This is a genomic window from Blastococcus aurantiacus, from assembly GCF_900102425.1.
Classification (GTDB): domain Bacteria; phylum Actinomycetota; class Actinomycetes; order Mycobacteriales; family Geodermatophilaceae; genus Blastococcus; species Blastococcus aurantiacus.
Window position 1 is genome coordinate 219,675 of the sequence record NZ_FNBT01000002.1, and the last position, 19,123, is coordinate 238,797.

Sequence of the window (19,123 nt, forward strand, 5' to 3'; positions counted from 1 at the left end):
CTAGGGGCGGCGGAGCACCAGCGGAAGGTGCCGCACCCGACCGCCTGAGGGCACGAGCGTTCCTCGCTACTCGAAGTAGCGTCGCGGCGCCTCGACCAGCATCTGCCGAATCTGGTCCTCGGTGACGCCCCGGTCCCGCAGCATGGGCAGCACGTCGGTGCTGATGTGGGTGAAGTTCCAGTTCGGCGCGATCTGCTCCTTGGCGGCCTGGGCCTCGACGCCGGGGAAGTAGTCGATGTAACAGCTCGCGTCGTGGGCGAGCACCATCTGGCCCGCGTAGCCACGTTCGGCGAGCGCGACGATGGTGTCCACCCGCGACGTCGTGGGGTTGTAGATGTCGAGCCCGAAGCGGTCCATGCCGAGCAGGCAGCCGGCCTCGGCGAGCTCGCTCAGGTAATCGAGGTCGTTGCTGTCGCCGGCGTGCCCGATGACCACCTTCGTGAGGTCGACGCCCTCGTCACGGAACACCTGGAGTGCCAGCAGCCCCGCCTGGTTGCCCACCGACGTGTGCACCGTGATGGGCGCACCGGTTGCCCGGTGGGTCGCCGAGCAGGCGCGCAGGTTGCGCTCGACGCCAGGGGTCAGGCCCTTGGCCTCCACGACGCATTTGAGGAAGGCGGCCTTCACCCCGGTGCTGGCGATGCCGTCGGTGAGGTCGGAGGTGAAGTCGTCGATCATCGGGTCGGTGGGCAGGTCGAGGAGCAGGCCCGGGCCGCGGTGCTCGTACTGGTGCGGCAGCTCGTCGTAGGTGTAGAGGCCGGTGGCCACGATGATGTTGAGGTCGGTCTGCTCCGCGACCCGCTGCACCCGCGGGATGTAGCGCCCGAGCCCCCACACCGTGGGGTCGAGGATTGTGTCGATGCCCAGCGCCTTCAGCTCGTCGAGCTTGGTGACGGCGTCGGCCACGCGCTCGTCCTCGTCCCACCAGTCGCCGTCGCCGTAGTTCTGCACGTGCTCGGTGGAGAGCACGAAGACGTGCTCGTGCATGAGGGTCGGCCCCATGTCGGCGGTGTCGATCGGGCCACGGACGGTCTCGACGGTGGGCATGACGTCCCTTCGGGTGGGTGGGCGGTGCTCAGCGCACCGGTTGCCAGTCGGTGCCCTCGCGGAGCGACGGCTTGAGCACCTTGCCGCCGGGATTGCGGGGCAGCGGCTCGGACCGGACGACGACGTACTGGGGCACCTTGAAGTCCGCGAGCCGCTCACCAGCGAACGCGATGAGGTCGGGCGCCTCCAGCGTGCGGCCGGGAAGCGGGACCACGACCGCGCCGACCTTCTCGCCCATCATCGAATCCGCAACGCCGATGACGGCGACCTCGCCCACGTCCGGATGCGCGGCGAGGGCGTTCTCCACCTCGACGCAGTACACGTTCTCGCCACCGCGGTTGATCATGTCCTTCTTGCGATCGACGATGTAGACGCGTCCCTCGTCGTCGATGCGGGCCAGGTCGCCGCTGTGCAGCCAGCCGTCGACGAAGGTCTCCGCCGTCTGCTCCGGCTTGGCCCAGTAGCCGGCGACGACGTGCGGCCCCCGGATGAGCAGCTCCCCCACCCCGCTGTCCGGGTCGGGGTCCTCGACCTGCACGTCGACCACGGGAGCCGGGTAACCGACGGAGTCGGCGTGCTCGGCGGCGTCCTCGTGCGGCAGGTAGGTGGAGACCGACGAGGTCTCGGTCAGCCCGAATCCGTTGCCGACCCGGGCCGTCGGGAAGGCCTGCTGGATGCGGTGCACGAGGTCGGGCGCGATTGGCGCGCCGCCGTAGCTGAGCGACATGACCGAGCTGGTGTCGATGTCGCCGAAGTTCGGTTGCTGGAGGGCCAGCCAGTAGATGGCGGGCACCGTGGTGAGGACGTCGACGCGCTCGTCCTGGATTGCGCGCAGGAACGCGTGGACCTCGAACGCGGGCATGATCACGGACGTCCCGGCGACCGCGGTGACCACGAGCAGCTGGGAGTTGCAGCCGGTGACGTGGAACAGCGGGACCGAGATCAGCGTGGTGCGCGGCTCGCGGCCCAGGTTGAGGCAGCGCAGGCAGGTTTCGATGTTGGAGAGGTAGTTCTCGTGGGTGGTCATCGCACCCTTGGGGAAGCCCGTCGTCCCGGACGTGTAGAAGATTCCGGCCAGGTCGGTGTGCTGCTGGTCGGTGGTCTCCAGCGGATTGCCGTCCGGGAGCGGGGCGCCCGGCTCGAACATGAAGGCGGCGCCGGAGTCCTCGACGACGTACCGGACCTCGGGTTCGGCGAAGCGGGTGTTCACCGGTACGACGACGGCGCCGGCGAGCAGCGTGCCCCAGAACGCGTAGACCCAGTCGTTGCCGTTGGGCAGCCGGTTGGCGACCCGGTCCCCCGGCTGCACCCCGGCCGCGCGCAGGCCGCCGGCGACCCGGGCGGCGCGGTCCCACAGCTGCCGGTAGGTCACCCGCTCACCGCCGAGCTCGACCAGCGCCTCGCCGTCCGGACGGCTCTCGACCGCTGATCGCAGGATCTCCGGCAGGTTGCGCGGCAGGTCCCGGTAGCGGCGGATGCCGTCGGGGCCCACCTCGGTGCCACTGCGGTCGAAGGGGTACGGCATGCCGACCTCGCTGACGTCGTCGTCCGGCGCTGGTCAGCGGAGTCTGTTCCCGCGGAGGCCGCGCGTCCAGAGTCGAGCCGCCGGCCGCTGTGGCCCGCATCCCCGGCACTGTCGCTGATTCGAAACCGGCTGGTACAGCCGGAGAGGAACCCTGGGCTCAGCCGCACCTGTTATTGCCGTGCGTCGTAACTCGGTGGAGTCGATTCAGAACGTCAAGGCCCTGACACTTCGATGGGAACGGGCGCGGTCACCGCCATCCATATGACCGCGCTCATGCGGATGTGGGCGGAGGTCAGCCGTCGACGTAGCGGTCGCGCTCGACGACGAACTGGCCGGTGGCGGTGTTGGCGTCGACGACCTCCGGCAGCAGCGGGATCCGGACGGTCACCGTCACGCAGACGGAGAACTCCTCCCCCGGCGTCAGCGTCGGCACGTACGAGCCGGCCGCGTCGCAGTCCGAGCCATCCGGCGCGTACTGCACCCGCACGTCGGTCGCGTCCACCGACTGGTCCTCCACCGCCAGCTGCGCCGCCCGCAGCGCCTGCTCCTGGCCGGTCGCCGGATCAGGTGCGGTGCCCATCGCCCGGCCCGCCTCCCGCGCCGCCGCCGTCGCCGCGAACACGCCGCGCTGCACCGCCGAGAACCCGGCCACGATGTAGACCAGCGGCACGAACACCACCAGCGCGATGAACACGAACTCCACCAGCGCCGAGCCTCGCTCGCCGTCGACCTGCCCGAGCCGGGCGCGCAGCCACCTCACGCGCCCTCCTTCACCGCGCGGCCGGTGACCTCCAGCGGCAGCAGATTGCCCAGTGCCGAGATCAGCGACGGCACCGACCCCGAACAGCGCACGACCACCAGCGTCAGCCCGGTCGGGTCCGTCTCCTCCTCCGAGGTGCACGCCAATCCCTCGGCGGTCCGCTGGTTGGTCGCCCGCTCGACCACCTCCACCGTCCGCGCCGCACCCAGCGACGAGTCGACGTCGGCGTTGGCCGCGAACCGGGCACCCTCCTGCGCGCTCGCCGTCACCACGTTGCGCACGTGCGCGTAGACGGCCACCTGCAGCACCGCCAGCAGCAGCGCCACGATCAGCAGCGAGACCAGCACGAAGTCGACGACGGCACTCCCCCGCTCGCCGTCGTCCTCCGGAACCTGCTGCCTAACCACCGCTCGTGACGCTGGTGAGCGCGTTGCTCACCGCGTCGACGATCGCCGTCCGGAACGGGATGAGGATGGCCAGCACGAGCGCCGCCGTCATCACCGTGATCATGACCCAGCCCGGGACGTCGCCCCGCTCCGGATCGTCGCCCTCGAGCCGGGCGGTCAGGGCGGCGAGAGCCGCCGTCAGGTAGGCGAACGGGCGCATGAGTGCGTCCTTTCCTCGTGTCCCGTGGCTCATTGCGCCAGCGAGACGATGCTGATCAGCCCCGGGAACAGGGCGAAGAGAACGGTGACCGGCAGCACCAGGAACACGACCGGAACCATCATGGCGATCTCCTTGCGACCACCGGCCTCGAGCAGGCGGCGCTTACCGGCCTCCCGCACGTCGGCGGCCTGAGCGCGCAGCACCTCGGCCAGCGGAGTCCCGCGCTCGATGGCCACGAGCAGCCCGTCGATGAAGCGGGCCAGCGCGTCCAGAGACGTCCGGTCGGCCACCTGCTGCAGCGCCTCGGTCAGCGGAACTCCCGCACGCGCCCGCCCCAGCGCGTTGCCCAGTTCGCGGGCCAGCTCGCCGCCGGACAGCCGGGTGACCCGCGCGATCGCGGCGGTCGGGCTCTCCCCCGCCGTCACCGCCAGCGCCAGCAGCTCGGCGACCACCGGGAACTCCGCCAGCAGCAGCTCCTCGCGGCGGTTGACCTGCTGCGTGAGCCACCAGTCGCGTCCCAGCACGCCGCCGACCAGCCCCGCCACCAGCAGGAGTGCGGCCGACAGCACGTTGGTGCTTCCGGCCGCCGCGGAGCCGACGCCCGCCACGGTCACACCGCCCAACAGGCCGAGCGCGCCCCACACCACCTGCTCGACGCGGAAGTCCTCGACGGTCATGTCCCCGCCGAGCGCGTCCAGCCGGCGGCGCACCGCGGCCCGCCCGCCGAGGAAGCGGTCGACCATCCGGGCGCCGTCGCCGATGGCCGGGCCGAAGACCCGCCGGACGGCGACCAGCAGCCCCGGCTCGGTCACGGTGCCCAGCAGCCGGGACGGCGGCGGGGTGTCGTGCACGTAGGGCGCGAGCCGGTCGACCAGCCGCACCGCCCGGAACGGCGGCGCGTACCGGACCGCCAGGATCAGCCCGGACGCCGCGACCAGGCCGAGCAGCATGCCGAGCACGCCCGGGCTCACTGGAGCACCCGCACGTCCTGGGGCAGCCGCCCGATATGCAGCATCAGCCGGTAGGCGACCAGGCACACCGCCCCGCCACCGAGCAGGATCACCGTGCCCACGGGGGTGTCGTAGGCCGACAGCGTCGTGGACTGGGTGGCCAGCAGCAGGAGCACCACCCACGGGGCGGCGACCGCCAGCCGCGCGGCAGACACCACCCAGCCCTGCCGGGTCTCCAGCTCCGCGCGGGCCCGTGCGTCCTCGCGCAGGAAGGTGGCCAGCGTGCGCAGCACCCGGCCGAGGTCGGTGCCGCCCACCTCGCGCGCCACCCGCAGCGTCTCCACGATCCGGTCGCCCACCGGGTCGGCCAGGTCGTCCTTGAGCCGGTCGAGCCCGGCGCTGAACCGGCCGCTGGAGCGGTAGTCGGCGGCGAACCGGGCGAACGGCGGGCGCAGCACCTCCGGTCCCCGCGTGCTCAACGCCGACAGCGCCTCGGGCAGGGACATCCCGGCGCGCACCGCCGAGGAGAGGTTGTCCACGACCTCGGGCCACACCTCGCGCAGGTCGGCCTGCCGCTTCGCCGCCAGCCGGCGCACCTGCGTGTACGGCAGCGCGCAGCCGAACAGCCCGAAGGCCAGGCTGACGGTGACCGTGCCGGTGGTCAGCAGCACGACGACCAGCACGAGCAGCCCCAGTCCGACCTGCAGGGCGATCAGCTGGGCGGCGTTGATGCCGGTCAGCCCCGCCGCACCAAGCAGCTGCTGCACGCGGCCGGGACGCTTCGCCGTCGTCGACCGCTGCGGAGCCCGCGGACCGCTGCGCCAGATCAGCAGCAGCCCCAGACCGAACAGGAAGCCGAGCAGCGCACCGGACTCCGTCATCTCAGGTGCTCCGTCATGCCAGCAGCCCGGCCAGGTCGAAGCCGCGGGCGGCGAAGCGGTCGGGGTGCGGCGGGTAGCCGTCGGCCCGCACCAGCCGCCCGTCGCGGCTGGTGAAGATGTCGGCCGTCTCGATGACACCGCCCTCGGCGCGGCCGGGCAGCGCCACGATCTCGCGCACCCGCCGGAGACCGGAGGGCTCGGTGCCGACGTGCACGACCAGGTCGACGCTGGAGGCCACGGTGGGGACGACGAACGCCGTGCCGATGTTCTCCCCGGCCAGCAGCGGCAGCGTGCACATCTTCACCACGGCCTCGCGGGCGCTGTTCGCGTGCAGCGTGCACATGCCGGGAAGGCCGGAGTTCAGGGCGATCAGCAGGTCCAGGCACTCCTCCTGGCGCACCTCACCGACGACGATCCGCGAGGGCCGCATGCGCAGCGCCTCCTTCACCAGTCGGCGCAGCGGGATCTCCCCGGCGCCCTCGAGGTTCGGCTGGCGGGTCTGCATCGCGACGACGTCGGGCAGCGGGACCCGCAACTCGAAGACCTCCTCGCAGGTGATCACGCGCTCCTGCGCCGGGATCGCCGCGCACAGGCAGTTGAGCAGCGTCGTCTTCCCGGCCTGCGTGCCGCCGGAGACCAGCACGTTGAGCCCCGCCGCGACCGCCGCCTCCAGGAAGCGCGCCGCCTGCACCGTGATGGTGCCCAGCGCGATGAGCTCGTCCAGCGAGTGCGCCTGCAGGACGAATTTCCGGATGTTGACCGCCATGTGCCGGCGGGTGATGTCCGGGATGACGACGTGCAGCCGCGAGCCGTCGGGCATCGTCGCGTCCACGAACGGCGTCGACATGTCGATCCGCCGGCCCGAGGTGCGCAGCATCCGCTCGACCAGATCGGCCAGCTCGCCCGGGGCGAGGATCGTCGTCGTCAGTTCCGACCGGCCGCGGCGGGCGATGAACACCCGGCCCGGCTCGTTGACCCAGATCTCCTCGACCTCGGGGTCGTCGAGGTAGCGCTGCAGCGGCCCGAACCCGGCCACCCGGTCCAGCACGTCGCGGACGACGGACTCGACGTCGTCGATCGGCGGCAGCGCCGAGGTCAGCGACCGCTCGGAGTAGTCGGCGACGACGTCGCGGACCAGCAACCGCACCGGGCCCGGGTCGGTGAAGGGATCCAGGCCGCGGCGGCGGATGAGCTCACGGACCTCCCCGTCCACGACCTCCAGAGCGCTCGCCACGGGCGGACCCTAAGAGAACGGACCGGTCCGAGGAGGTGCCGAACCGGCTGCCTGTGGACGACGGAGCCCAAGGTCCACCCGCGCGGGTGAACGCCCGACCGGCCCGCCTCCACGACCGACCGGCCCGCCGGGGCGGTCGCGAGGCGCAGGATTCTGCTGCGCTGGTCAGCCCCTCGAACGCACGGCCGCGCGCACGCCCCAGCCGGTGACGGCGTCGGCTGCCCGGCGCCACAGCGGCCGTCCGTGGTGCTCCAGCCGCGCCAGCCGGGCCTCGAGGTCCGCGACCCGCCCCGCATCCGGGCTCACGACCTGCGGACGAGCGGCCATCACGGCCAGGCCGTCGGCCATCCCGGCGACCACGCCGGCCGCGTCCTCGGGGGACAGCCGCGCCGTGCCGACGCACATCGCGCCGCGCCACAGACTGAGGACGATCAACCCCTTCTCGACGTGCGTCGAGACCCGGATCGACCGCCCCTCACCGCGGACGTCCTCTGCCCAGTGCCCGTGCACGGGCAGCGCCACGACTGTCATCGACCCAGGTTGGCCGCGGCGCGGTCCAGGGTCAAGCAACCCGGTCCAGGCGCACGCGGGTCAGCCGGTCTCGGCGATCTTCCGGATCGCGTCGAGGGTCTCCGGGATTCCCTCGTGGGCGGCCCGGGTGCGGTCGGCGATCTGTTCCTCGGCGGCCTCGCCGTAGCGCTCGTGGAAGAACTCGATGCCGGCCGGCAGGAACTCCCACGACTCGGTCAGCCGCGTGCCGCCGTCCACCGGCTCCATCGTGAAGGCCCACCGCACGAGACGTCCGCCGACGACCCAGGCGAACTCCCGTCCGCGGTCGGCGGCGACCACCTGGCTGCGGGTCTCCCAGGTGCGCGAGGGCACCTCGTTCCGGCCGGTGAACCAGGCCCCCACCCGGGCGGTGTCGCCCTCGTCCCACCAGCACGCCCGGCACTGCGGGCTCCACTCCCCGGTCCGGGTCACGTCCGACACGAGGTCGTACACCGCCTCCGGCGTGGCACGGACGACGACGGACGACGAGTACGCGAGGTTCTCCACGGCCCCATGGTCGCAACCGGCCGCCGAGCCCGCGTCCCACCGGTCGGCGCCCCGTACGCCGCCGGAGTGTGCGACCAGTGTGCGAGTGCTGGCCGTGGTTGCGGCGCGCCCGGAACGCGAGCCTCGATCCGGCGCCGCACGTCCGTGCGACGCCGGGACCCGCTCCCCCCGCGAGGTCCCCACGCCTCGCACTCCGGAGATCCGAGTGAAACTCCCCCAGTCCGCCCTGGCCGTCGCCGTCACGGCCGGCATCGTCAGCGGCTTGGCGCCGTTCGTGGCGCTCGCCGCACCCCCACCGGGCGCCGCCCCCCCGGCCTTCGCGCTCACCCAGGTGAGCGGCGGCTTCCCCGGCGAGGACGACTACGTCGAGGGCCAGGTGCTCGACACCAGCGCCGACGGCCGGTTCGTCCTCTACAAGGGTCACGTCAACGCCTGGGACCGCGCCTTTCAGCCGGGCCTGTTCGTCGTGGACCGCGGGACCGGTGCCAGCCGGCTGGTGTGGGAGGACCCCGCCCGTCCCGGCAACCCCGGCGGCTTCCTGGGCCCCGACGCCGCCTCGCTGTCCGCCGACGGATCGGTGGTCGTCTGGACCACCCGGGACGACGTCGTGGCGGAGCCCAGCGACGTCTCGCGCGAGGCGTTCCGCACCGTGCTCGCCGACGGGACGACCACCCGCATCCCGCGGTCCCCCGAGGCCGGCATGCGAGAGGTCGAGGCCGTCGACGTCTCCGCCGACGGGACGCGCGCCGCGGTCCTCGTCAGCGACGGCTGGGGCGGCCAGGCCCGCGTCGAGGTGGTCGACCTGCTCACCGGCACGGTCGTCGCCTCCCGCGAGGTCCCCGGCGCGAGCCCCGACCTCGAGCTCAGCGCCGACGGCGGCACGGTCGCGTGGCTCGAGCACGTCGAAGGACCGCTCGACGAGTGGGAGAACCCGACCTGGGACTCGGTCGCGGTCGTCGCGGCCGCCGACACCCTGGAGCCCGTCGCCTCCCTGCCCGACCACGTCGCGTACACGCCCTCCCTCGACGCCGCGGGCGAGCAGGTCGCCTACGTGGGCCCCGAGGGCGCGCTGCTGGTGGCCGATCTGACCGCCGCGGGCACCCCGCGCCGGGCGGTCGAGACCGCCGGCTCCGGCGAGGTGCACCGGCCGCAGCTGTCCGGCGACGGCACGACCGTCGTCTACGACGAGCGCAGGTACGAGGAGGGTTCCGCCGCGAGCGCCGCATGGGCCGTCGACCTGGCCAGCGGCGCCGCCACGCTCGTCGCCGGCACGTCCGAAGGTGCATCGGAGGACGACGGCTCCGGCGACGAGGGCTCCGGCGACGAGGGCGAGGAGCCCGGCTCGGTCCTCGGCACCAGCGCCTTCCGCCCGGTCCCGTCGCACGACGGCACCCATGTCGTCACCTGGCTGGACGGGAAGATCGTCATGGCCGTCGAGACCGGCGACGCGCCCGACACCACGGCACCGACGTGGCCCGCTGACGCCCGGCTGGTCGCCGAGCCGTTCGACCGCCACACCGTTCGGCTCACCTGGCCCGCGGCCACCGACGACCGCCAGGTGCGCGGCTACGAGATCACCGCCGACGGCGCCGTCCTCACCACGGTAGGCGCGGACCGGACCGGCCACGACGTCCCGCTGCACTCCGACGACCGCGCCGAGCGGGTCGTGGAGTACGGCGTCCGCGCACTCGACACCAGCGGCAACGCCTCCCCCGCGCTGACCGCCGCTGCCCGCAACAGCGCCCAGATCAGCGTGCAGCGCGCCGCCCACGACGCCTTGCGGGTCACCTGGGAAGCCAGCGACGACCCCGCCGTCACCGCTTACCGCGTGCTGCGGGCAGCCGGTGGCCAGTCGGCCGACGGCTCGCTCGGCGGCCAGTCGGAGTGGGAGCAGCTCGCCGACCGGCCCACCGGCACGACCGCGCTGCTGGACGAGGCCCTGCCGGCCCTCACCTGGTTCGACTACCGGGTCGACCTGGTCATGGACGACGGCTCGACCCGCCCGTGGGCGACCCGCACCAGCGAGCACACCGACCTCCCGGAGGCGGTGGCGATGACCGTCGACCAGGAGCGGGCGAGTTCCGTGCGGGTGGCCTGGCCGGAGCTGTCGGCCTCGGCCCCCCTGCTCCACTACCGCGTCGAGTACCGGCAGACCTGGCCGGTCCGCGAGACGGAGTGGACGCAGGCCGACCTCGTCGACCGGAGCGAGGAGCGGCTGACCACCATCAGCGGCCTCGCCCCGCGCACCACCTACGCCGTCCGCGCCGTCGCCGTCCTCGACCGCGGCTGGCCCGAGCGGCCCTGGACGCACGAGATCAGCGCCACCACTGTCAGCGAAGGCATCACCAGGCTCGACGTCCAGGCACCGCGCACCGCCGACGGCGCCGCCCTCGTCCTGGGGAGCGACCTGACCGCCACCGCCACCGGCGAGCCGGGCCTGGACGCGGAGCTGCGGCTGTGGCCCACGTCGGCGCACACCGGTGAGCCGACGGCCGTCGTCCCGATGCAGGAACCGACGCCCGGCACCTACGTCAGCGACCCCTACCGGCTCGACGGCACGCTGACCGCCGTCGGCTGGGCCGAGGTCGCGCTGACCGACGGCAGCCGCACCCTGACGCGTGGCACGACCGTCGCCCCGGTCAGCGGGCAGCTCGACCTGGAGATCGCGTCCTCGCCCGACGACCTCGGCGCGCTGAAGGCCGTGCTCAACGGGCCGCGCGGCCGGCAGGAGCTGCCGGTGACCGCACCCGGGCAGGTGAGCGTGCCGCTCTCCCCCGGCACGTGGGGCATCCAGCTGGTGGCCGGCGACGGCGAGATCGTGGCCTCCCGCGGGGTCCTGGCCGTGACCGCCGGCAAGAAGGTGGCCGTCGCGCTCGCCCCCGTCCGGGCCGCGCAGCTCGACGTGGCCCTCACCGCGCCGAACGGCGTGCCGGTGCCCGCGGGCACGCTCAGCGTGCGCGACGACCAAGGCACGCTGCTGGTCCAGCGCCGGATGGGCCCGGCGACGACGGCCACCGTCATCAACGGCCTGCCCGGCCACGTGCAGCTCACGCTGGACTACCGCTTCGACGACCAGTCGGTGCGGATCGTCCAGCCGCGCGTCACCATCGACTCCGGCACGGGCCGCTCCTCGGTGCCACTCGCCCTGGCACCGATCCCGGCCGCCACCACCGACGTCACCGTGACCGGAGCCGGCAAGCCGGTCGGCTCGGCCGCCGTGCAGCTGGTGCAGACCGCCGACGACCGCACCTTCACCACGACGGCGACCACCGGCGGCGACGGACGGGCCGTCCTCACCGGCCTGGCAGGCGCCGGCACCCTGTCGGCGACGGCGGACTTCCACACCGCCGCCGCCAAGCCGGTGGAGCTGACCGCCGACCGCCGGGGGGACCTGACGATCGACCTGCCGCGCACCCCGACCTACCGGGTGCAGCCGCACCTGGTCGTGGTGAGCCCGGACGGGGAGCGGGTCGAGCAGCCGCTCGACTGGCGCACCGCGAGCCACTTCCACGCCACGCTGCGCATGGGGTCGGGGTCGACGATGTCCGGCCGCACCATGGCGCCCTCGGTGCCCTACGAGGGCGTCGCCGGTGACCGGGTCGAGCTCTGCGCCGACGGGCGCCAGGCCCACCTGCCGCAGGGCTGCACCAGCATCGTCCTCGGCGACGACCTCGACGCGGACATCACGCTGGAGCTGGCGCAGGTCGGCTCGGCCCGCGCCGAGCTGGTCGACGAGACCGGCACCCGCGTGGCCAACTGGACGGCGAGCATCTACCGCACGGTGGCCGGTGGCCGCGCCGAGTACGCCGGGGCCCGCACTGGCAACGGTGCCACGCCGGTGCTCGCCTTCGCCTCGGCCGGGCTGTACACGATCACGTGGAGCGACAGCGCCGGGCGCCGCGGCACCAGCGACGTCGTCGTCGACACCGGGACCACGGCGGACCTCGGCCGGGTCACCCTGTCCAAGGCGGCGGCTGCGCCGGCCGACGTGACCGTGCAGTCGCTGCCCGACCCGGTGATGCCGGGTGCGCTGCTCGTCGTCCGGGTCTCGCTCCCGGCCTCGGACACCGTGCGCTCGCAGCTGCGGGTCCGGCTCCCCGGCGGCACCACCGCCCAGGCCGGCACCGCGACCATCGACGGCGCCCGCGCCGCATCGACGGTCACCGACGGCACCGTCGTCGTGCCGCTGTCGGGCCGGGGCGCCACCACGGTGCGCGTCCCGCTGACCGTGGGCTCCGACGTGCTCGACGGCGAGCTGTCCGCACCGATCTCGCTGCGGATGGCCGACGGCGCGGTGCTGGACCTGCCGCCGTCGTCGGCGCAGGTGCGCCGGGTCGAGATGGAGGGCCCGACCGAGACGGCCGGAGCGTTCACCGTTCGCGGCCGGGCTCCGGCCGGAACACCCATCGCCGTGCGGGACGAGGCGGGCCGGGTGCTCGCCGAGACCTCCGCCGGCGCGGGTGGCCGCTGGTCGACGCCGGTGCAGCTGCACGCTCCGCTCGAGGGCGTGACGTACCGGCTGGTCGCCGTCACCACGGCGCCCGGTCCCGACGGCGGCACGGTCGAACTGCTGTCGGAGCCGCTCGACGTCCGGTACAGCGCCTCGGACGTCAAGCCGGTGTCGATCACCGTCGACAACGCGATCGCCGACGCCCGCGGCCGCTCCGTGACCTGGGACCCGCGCACGGGCAACGCCGCGCCGACCCTGGTCTACGTGCCCTCCGTGCCCACGAAGCTCACCGCGCGCTTCGAGGACGCCTCACGGGTGCGTGGCTTCACCGCCTACATCGGCTCCGAGGAGCAGGAGGGCAGCTGCACGGCGACCGAGTGCACCGCCACCTTCCCACCGATGTCGTCCACGGACGTCGGTGAGATCGCCGTCGGCTACACGGTCGACGCCCTCCCGATGGCCAACGGCTCGACCCGCGTGCCGACGCTCGAGGAGATGGTCGCCACCGTGGCCCACCCCTTCAACGCGCCGGAGGACGCGGTGTTCGAGGTGACCGGTCGGGACGAGTACACCGGCCGGTGGTCGGTGCAGGGCATGCCGCTGGTGACTCGCTCCAGCATCGGTGCCGCCACGGAGCTGCCCGCACCGAGCGCGGCGGACCAGGCCCTGGCCGCTGCGGCCGGAGCCCCGATCCGGGGCCTGGAGGTCTCCACCCCGGGCGAGGGCGACGACAAGGAGATCGTCGTGGGCGCGTACGTGGCCACCTCGTGGCTCGACGGCGGGCCCGCCGGCCGGTCGGTGTCCGCGCTCATGGCCGACACCAAGATCACCTGGAAGTGGGTGGAGAAGCGACTGAAGGTCGGCAAGGCGTTCTACGACCTGTACGACATCTCGGCCAACGGCGCGAACAATCAGCAGCTCGACGCGCTGATGGACCACGTCGACCTCAACATCCGGGCATGCCAGCCCGAGATCGCCGAGGAGCTCGAGGGCTACATCGACGACGCCAAGGCCACGTTGGTGCTGCACAGGTACGCGACCAACGCGCTGGACTGGGCGACGCTCGCCGGGGGCAGCTTCGCGACCACGTCGAACGAGAGCCTCGGCGGGCACATCAACACGACGATCAAGACCCTCTTCAAGGGCGGGCTGACCTTCCTGGGCAACGCGTTCATCGAGCGCGCCGTCGAGCGGGTCGAGGCCGTGGGGATGAAGAGCTGCGACCCGCGGGTGAAGTTCGTGCCCAAGGAGTACAAGCCCGGGTCCTGGGGGGTCGGCTCGCCCACCTGGATCTTCGACCCCAGCGGCTACGTCTACGAGGCGCTCGGTACGCAGCGGCTCGAGGGCGTGACGGCCACGGTGCTCAGCGGGCCGTCGCCGCAGGGTCCGTGGACGGCCTGGGACGCCGAGGCCTTCGGCCAGACCAACCCGCAGTCCACCTCGGTCGAGGGGACCTACGGCTGGGACGTGCCGCAGGGGTGGTGGATGGTCCGCTACGAGAAGGAGGGCTACCGGACCGCGCACAGCGAGCCGCTGCAGGTGCTGCCCGAGCACTACGGCGTCGACGTCGACCTGCACCGGCTGGCACCGCCGGCCCTGAGCGGCGTGACCGCGACGGCCGACGGCGCGGTGGAGGTGGTCTTCGACGAGTGGATGAGCAGCGACTCGGTGCGGGCCGGCCTGTCGGTCCGCGCCGGGGCGACGGCGGTGCCCGGCACCGTGACCGCCGTCGGTGAGCAGCGCTCGCCCGGGGACGTCGCGCTGGCCCGCACCTTCCGGTTCGTGCCGGCGACGCCCTTCGGCTCCGGCCAGGTGCTGACCGTGACGGCGCCGGGGACCACGCTCGACCACGGCGGGGTCACCCTCGGGGCGGACGCGACCCGGACCGTGACCGCACCGACCCGGCCGGACGGCCCAGTCTCCTGCGGCGCCCTGGGACTGAGCGTCTCCCCCGGCGGCCAGGTCCGGAAGGGCACGACCCTGACGGTCGGCGTGTCCGGTCTCCCCGGCGCCCAGGTGACGCTGCGGGCGCTCACCTCGGCCAGCGTCATCGACTGGCTCAAGGCGGTGCTGACCGGCCGGCTCGACGGTGCCCGGCCGTGGGTCGTCGTCGGCACCGCGAAGCTGGGGACGGACGGGAAGGCGACCTTCCCCTACCGCGCCGACCGCGACACCCTGTTGCAGGCCGGGCAGCAGAACTGCCTCCTGACCGGCCGGATCGCGGCGGTCGACGTGAAGTGACCCGGTGAGCGCGCGGCCCCCGGCACCCTGCGGTGCCGGGGGTCGCGTGCGTCAGGCCCCGGCGCGTCGCTGCTCGACGACGCGCAGCCGCCCGGAACGGGGGACGACGCGCTCGCGCAGCTCGTGGAGCTCGAGCGCCCGACCCCGGTCGGCGGCGTCGTCGTAGGCGTCCTCGCCGAGCGCCCTGCGGGCCTGCCCGCAGGCCTCGTCCAGGGCCTGCTGGCTGAGCAGCCGGTAGCTGCCGCCCTGCGAGCCGGAGACCTCCAGCAGCGCGTCCGCGGCGCCGGCAAGCGTCGCGGCGCACTCGTGCTCGCCGGCCGCCACCTCGACGACCACCAGGCTCTGCGCGAAGTGCGCGACGTTCAGCACGTCGCCCACCTCGTACGACAGCTCGAAGCCGGCCTCCAGCCGGCGGCGGGCCTCGGGGAGGTCGCCGGCCTGCAGCGCCCCGTGGCCGAGTCCCGCCAGTGCCATCGACAACGCCAGCCGGTCACCGCGCTCGCGGGCGCTGGCCAGGCCGCGCTCGGTGCTGCGGACCGCTCCCGCCTCGTCACCGGCTGCGCGCAGCAGCGTGCCGCGCCAGATCGCGCACATCGAGAGCAGCCACGCGCAGCAGGAGCGGGTACCCCGCGCGGCGCCCTCGTCGGCGACGTCCAGGTGCCCTGCGGCCGCGGCCAGGTCGCCACGGATCATCGCCACCAGCGCGAGACCGGAGGAGGCGTGGGCGACGACGTCGACGTCACCGACGCGTCTGCCGTTGTCGACGGCCACCTCCCAGTGCCCCCCGGCGGCCTCGGGATCGTCGTGCGCCAGCGCCAGGCACCCCGCGGCGTTCGCCGCGACCGCGAGGTCGGCGGCGCCCGCTGCGTCCGGCACGGCCGCGAGCCGGTCGGCGGCAGCGGCGACCACGCGCTCGGTCAGCCGGCGTCCGAACGGCACCCGCTGGCGGAACCACCAGTAGCGCTGCAGCTCCCAGCACAGGCGCGCCGCGGTCCGCAGGTCGCCACGGGCCAGTGACCGCTCGACCGCGAGCGCCGCGTCGTCCTCGTCCAGCTCCACCCGGGCCAGCCAGTGGAGCTGGTCGGCGCAGGCGTAGCCGTCGTGGGCCCGCTCGGCGAGCGCGAGGTAGTGCCGGGCGTGCGCCGCGTGGACGAGGTCGCGCTCCGGGTCGTGCAGCAGCGACCGTGCGTACTGGGCGACCGGTTCGAGCAGGTCGTAGCGCCCACCCGGGTGGACCCGGACCAGCGAGTGCTCGACCAGGACCGCCAGGCACGAGAGCACGTCCCGCTCGCCGTCGCCCGCCACCGCCTCGACCGCGTCGAGGTCGAATCCGCCGGTGAACGCACCCAGCCGCCGCAGCAGCGTCCGCGCGTCGTCGCCGAGCAGCTGGTAGCTCCAGTCCAGGGTCGCGGTCAGGGTGCGCTGGCGGGACGGCAGGTCGCGTTGCCCGCCACCGGCCATCGCGGCGTCCAGCCGGGTGAGCAGCACCGCCGGGCTGAGCAGCCGGACCTTGGCCGCGGCCAGCTCCAGGGCCAGCGGGATGCCCGCGAGCCGCGCGCACACCTGGGCCACGGCCGTGGCATTGCCCTCGTCGACGTCGAAGGCGGGTGCCACCGCGCGAGCCCGCGCGAGGAAGAGCGCGCCGGCCGGCGAGCCGGCCACCTCCTGGGCACGAGCCGACCTCCGCGGTACGGCGAGCGGCTGGACCGGGTGCTCCTGCTCGCCACGCAGCCGGAGCGCCGCGCGGCTCGTCGCGAGCAGCACCACGCCGGGGCACCGCTCCAGCAGCTCCCCCAGGTCGGCCACCGCGTCGAGCAGGTGCTCGCAGTTGTCGACAACCAGGAGCAGACGGGCGTGCCGCAGCGCACCAGCGACCGCGGCGGGGGTGTCCATGCCCTCTCCACCGGCCAGCCCGACGCCCCGGCCGACCGCCGGGATCACCAGCGTCGGGTCGGTCAGCGCAGCGAGGGGCACCCAGGCGACGCCGTCGGGGAACGCCGCTGCCGCCCGGGCCGCCACCTCCACCGCCAGCCGCGACTTGCCCACGCCGCCGATACCGGTGAGCGTGACGACCCGCGCATCCGCCGCGCCGAGCTGGGCGGTCAGCTCGGCCACCTCGACCTCGCGGCCGACCAGCGCCGTGGGCGGCATGGGCAGCGCACTCGGCCGGAGCCCCGCGGGAGCCGACGTGACGACGTCGCCGGCCGGGCCTCGCGATCGCCGCGGAACGGCGGCGCGCAGCGCGGCCTGCTCGGCGTCCGTGAGTCCCAGCCCGTCGCCGAGCGCCCGGACGGTGTGCGGGTACGGGCGCGTGCGCGCGCCACGCTCCAGCGCGCTGATCGCGTGCGGGGTCAGACCCGAGCGCTCGGCCAGCTCCTCCTGGGTGAAACCCGCCCGTTCGCGCAGGGAACGCAGGAGCTCGGCGAACGACGCTCCTGCGGGGCTGGCGGGCACGCGGGCAGCGTAGAGAAACCGGGCGGTCCGCACAGGACCGATGCGCGCGGCCCACGATCGAGTTCGGGCTCCGGCCAGGCGCATCAGCAGGGCCGCGAGGCGCCGTCCTGCGCGTAGCGTCGCCCCACGGAGCCGTCCAGGCTCCCGACGAGCGGAGCGCACGCCATGGGTGACAAGTCCCCGAAACAGTCGTCAGCGAAGAAGCCCGCGGGGAAGTCCATCAAGGAGAAGCGGCAGGACAAGCGGAACGCCGCCGACACGTCCTCGCAGATGGACAACCTGACGCACGGCAGCAAGAAGCACTGAGCCGCTGAGCGACGGGCGGCGCACACGGGTGCGCCGCCCGCCCAGGGCTACCGCAGGGTGGCGACGACGACGTGCGGGCCGGGCTCCGCGAGAGCGTGCCGCACCTGCTCGGCCAGCTCCTCGGCGGTGTTCGCCCGCGACGCCGGCACGCCCATGCCCTGTGCCAGCGAGACGAAGTCCAGCGCCGGCCCGGTGAGGTCGAGCAGCTTGCGCGCCCGCTCGCCGTCGCTGGCCGCGCCCACGCGGGTCAGCTCGTGCTCCAGGATCGCGTACGAGCCGTTGTCGCAGATGATCGTGGTGATGTTCGCCTGCTCGCGGGCGTAGCTCCACAGCGCCGAGATCGTGTACATCGCGCTGCCGTCGGCCTGGATGCCGATCACCGGCCGGTCCGGGCAGGCCACGGCCGCGCCCAGCGCCATGGGCAGCCCGTCACCGATCGCGCCGCCGGTCAGCGACAGCCAGTCGTGCCGCGGGCCGGCCGAGGTCATCTCGGTGAGGCCCGCACCGGAGGTGAGCGCCTCGTCGACGACGATCGCGTTCTCCGGCAGCAGCGCGCCGACGACCGCGGCCATGGCCCGCGGGTTCAGCTTCCCGGTGGGCAGCTCGGGGGTCTCCCGCTCCATCACCTTCGGCTCGGCGCCCGGCGCGGCCAACTCGGCCAGCGCCTCCAGCGCGGCGACGCCGTTCTCCCCGGGGAGGCTCAGCACGTGCACCGTGCAGTCCTCCGGCACCGGGTGCCCGGGCATGCCGGGGTAGGCGAAGAAGTGGACCGGGGCCGTGGCACCGGCCAGCACCAGGTGCTTCGTCCCCTTCAACGCCGCCATCGCCATCTCCGGCGGGTAGGGCAGGCGGTGCAGGTCCGGGAGGCCGGCCCCGCGGGCGGTGCGCGCGGGGAAGGTCTCGGCCACCAGGCGCACGCCGGTGCCGGCGGCGACCCGTGCCGCTGCCAGCTGACCCTCCGGGGAGGCCATCACGTCGCCGCCCAGGAGGATCACCGTCTCCTCGCCCGAGGTCACGACCTTGGCGATGCCCTCGATCAGCGACGGCGCGGCGTGCGGCCGGGGCCGGACGTCCAGCGGCAGGGCGGGCTCGGCGCCCTCCTCCCACGACACGTCGGCCGGGAGGATCAGCGTGGCGATCCCGGTCTTCTTGGCCATCGCCACGGCCTCCGCGGCGTCGCCGGCCACGTCGGCCGGGGACAGCGAACGACGGACCCATCCGGAGACGGTGCCGGCGATGGCGTCGATGTCGGACTCCAGCGGGGCGTCCAGGCGCTTGTGCGAGCGGGCGTGGTCGCCGACGACGTTGACCAGCGGCGTCCTGCCCCGGCGCGCGTTGTGCAGGTTGGCCAGACCGTTGCCCAGGCCGGGGCCCAGGTGCAGCAGCGTGGCCGCCGGCCGACCGGCCATGCGCGCGTAGCCGTCGGCCGCTCCGGTGGCGACGCCCTCGAACAGGGTGAGCACCGCGCGCATGTCGGGCACGTCGTCCAGCGCCGCGACGAAGTGCATCTCGGAGGTACCTGGGTTGGAGAAGCAGACGTCCACGCCCGCGTCGACCAAGGTCCGGATCAGAGCCTGTGCACCGTTCACAGTTCCCGACCCTGGCACGGGCCC

General features: G+C 73.9%; 14 protein-coding genes. 2 read left to right on the top strand and 12 right to left on the bottom strand.

Annotated elements, in window-relative coordinates:
* Positions 1-66: 66 nt before the first annotated feature.
* The 10 genes from BLS70_RS04565 to BLS70_RS21005 all read right to left on the bottom strand — a co-directional run bounded on the left by BLS70_RS04565 (position 67) and on the right by BLS70_RS21005 (position 8,059).
* A complete protein-coding gene (locus BLS70_RS04565; RefSeq protein ID WP_091764469.1) occupies positions 67-1,047 on the bottom strand; it encodes a phosphotriesterase family protein in 981 nt (326 codons plus the stop codon).
* A gap of 28 nt (positions 1,048-1,075) precedes the next feature.
* Positions 1,076-2,572 carry a class I adenylate-forming enzyme family protein gene (locus tag BLS70_RS04570; protein WP_091764470.1) on the bottom strand — a complete coding sequence of 499 codons (1,497 nt, stop codon included), beginning with the start codon at positions 2,570-2,572 and terminating at the stop codon, positions 1,076-1,078.
* A 292-nt stretch (positions 2,573-2,864) separates the two neighbouring features.
* Positions 2,865-3,332: a hypothetical protein gene (locus BLS70_RS04575; RefSeq protein WP_091764471.1), complete on the bottom strand. Its 468-nt coding sequence runs from the start codon at positions 3,330-3,332 to the stop codon at positions 2,865-2,867.
* The gene (locus BLS70_RS04580) at positions 3,329-3,739 is read right to left on the bottom strand and encodes a TadE/TadG family type IV pilus assembly protein (protein WP_091764472.1); all 411 of its coding nucleotides are present in this window, start codon (positions 3,737-3,739) and stop codon (positions 3,329-3,331) included. The genes BLS70_RS04575 and BLS70_RS04580 overlap by 4 nt, the downstream gene beginning before the upstream one ends.
* Entirely contained in the window at positions 3,732-3,938 is a 207-nt protein-coding gene (locus BLS70_RS04585) for a hypothetical protein (RefSeq protein ID WP_091764473.1), read from the bottom strand. Before BLS70_RS04585 ends, BLS70_RS04580 begins: the two co-directional genes overlap by 8 nt.
* Before the next feature lie 29 nt (positions 3,939-3,967).
* Positions 3,968-4,909 carry a type II secretion system F family protein gene (locus BLS70_RS04590; protein ID WP_218122280.1) on the bottom strand — a complete coding sequence of 314 codons (942 nt, stop codon included), beginning with the start codon at positions 4,907-4,909 and terminating at the stop codon, positions 3,968-3,970.
* Positions 4,906-5,769, bottom strand: a complete 864-nt coding sequence (locus tag BLS70_RS04595; protein WP_091764474.1) for a type II secretion system F family protein — start codon at positions 5,767-5,769, stop codon at positions 4,906-4,908. The genes BLS70_RS04590 and BLS70_RS04595 overlap by 4 nt, the downstream gene beginning before the upstream one ends.
* A gap of 13 nt (positions 5,770-5,782) precedes the next feature.
* A complete protein-coding gene (locus BLS70_RS04600) occupies positions 5,783-7,003 on the bottom strand; it encodes a TadA family conjugal transfer-associated ATPase (RefSeq protein ID WP_255362237.1) in 1,221 nt (406 codons plus the stop codon).
* Between the two features lie 165 nt (positions 7,004-7,168).
* Entirely contained in the window at positions 7,169-7,534 is a 366-nt protein-coding gene (locus BLS70_RS04605) for a hypothetical protein (protein ID WP_143030339.1), read from the bottom strand.
* A gap of 60 nt (positions 7,535-7,594) precedes the next feature.
* Positions 7,595-8,059 carry an SRPBCC family protein gene (locus BLS70_RS21005; RefSeq protein WP_218122281.1) on the bottom strand — a complete coding sequence of 155 codons (465 nt, stop codon included), beginning with the start codon at positions 8,057-8,059 and terminating at the stop codon, positions 7,595-7,597.
* Positions 8,060-8,264: 205 nt separating this feature from the next.
* On the opposite strand from BLS70_RS21005, the gene BLS70_RS20695 reads away from it, so the two are divergent.
* The gene (locus BLS70_RS20695; RefSeq protein ID WP_091764477.1) at positions 8,265-14,750 is read left to right on the top strand and encodes a fibronectin type III domain-containing protein; all 6,486 of its coding nucleotides are present in this window, start codon (positions 8,265-8,267) and stop codon (positions 14,748-14,750) included.
* A 51-nt stretch (positions 14,751-14,801) separates the two neighbouring features.
* On the opposite strand, the gene BLS70_RS04620 is transcribed toward BLS70_RS20695, so the two are convergent.
* The gene (locus BLS70_RS04620) at positions 14,802-17,204 is read right to left on the bottom strand and encodes an ATP-binding protein (protein ID WP_176946289.1); all 2,403 of its coding nucleotides are present in this window, start codon (positions 17,202-17,204) and stop codon (positions 14,802-14,804) included.
* Positions 17,205-17,369: 165 nt separating this feature from the next.
* On the opposite strand from BLS70_RS04620, the gene BLS70_RS20700 reads away from it, so the two are divergent.
* Positions 17,370-17,510, top strand: a complete 141-nt coding sequence (locus tag BLS70_RS20700) for a hypothetical protein (RefSeq protein ID WP_176946290.1) — start codon at positions 17,370-17,372, stop codon at positions 17,508-17,510.
* A gap of 47 nt (positions 17,511-17,557) precedes the next feature.
* Here BLS70_RS20700 and BLS70_RS04625 read toward each other — a convergent pair whose 3' ends face one another.
* Positions 17,558-19,117 carry an acetolactate synthase large subunit gene (locus BLS70_RS04625; RefSeq protein ID WP_304457092.1) on the bottom strand — a complete coding sequence of 520 codons (1,560 nt, stop codon included), beginning with the start codon at positions 19,115-19,117 and terminating at the stop codon, positions 17,558-17,560.
* Positions 19,118-19,123 lie beyond the last annotated feature (6 nt).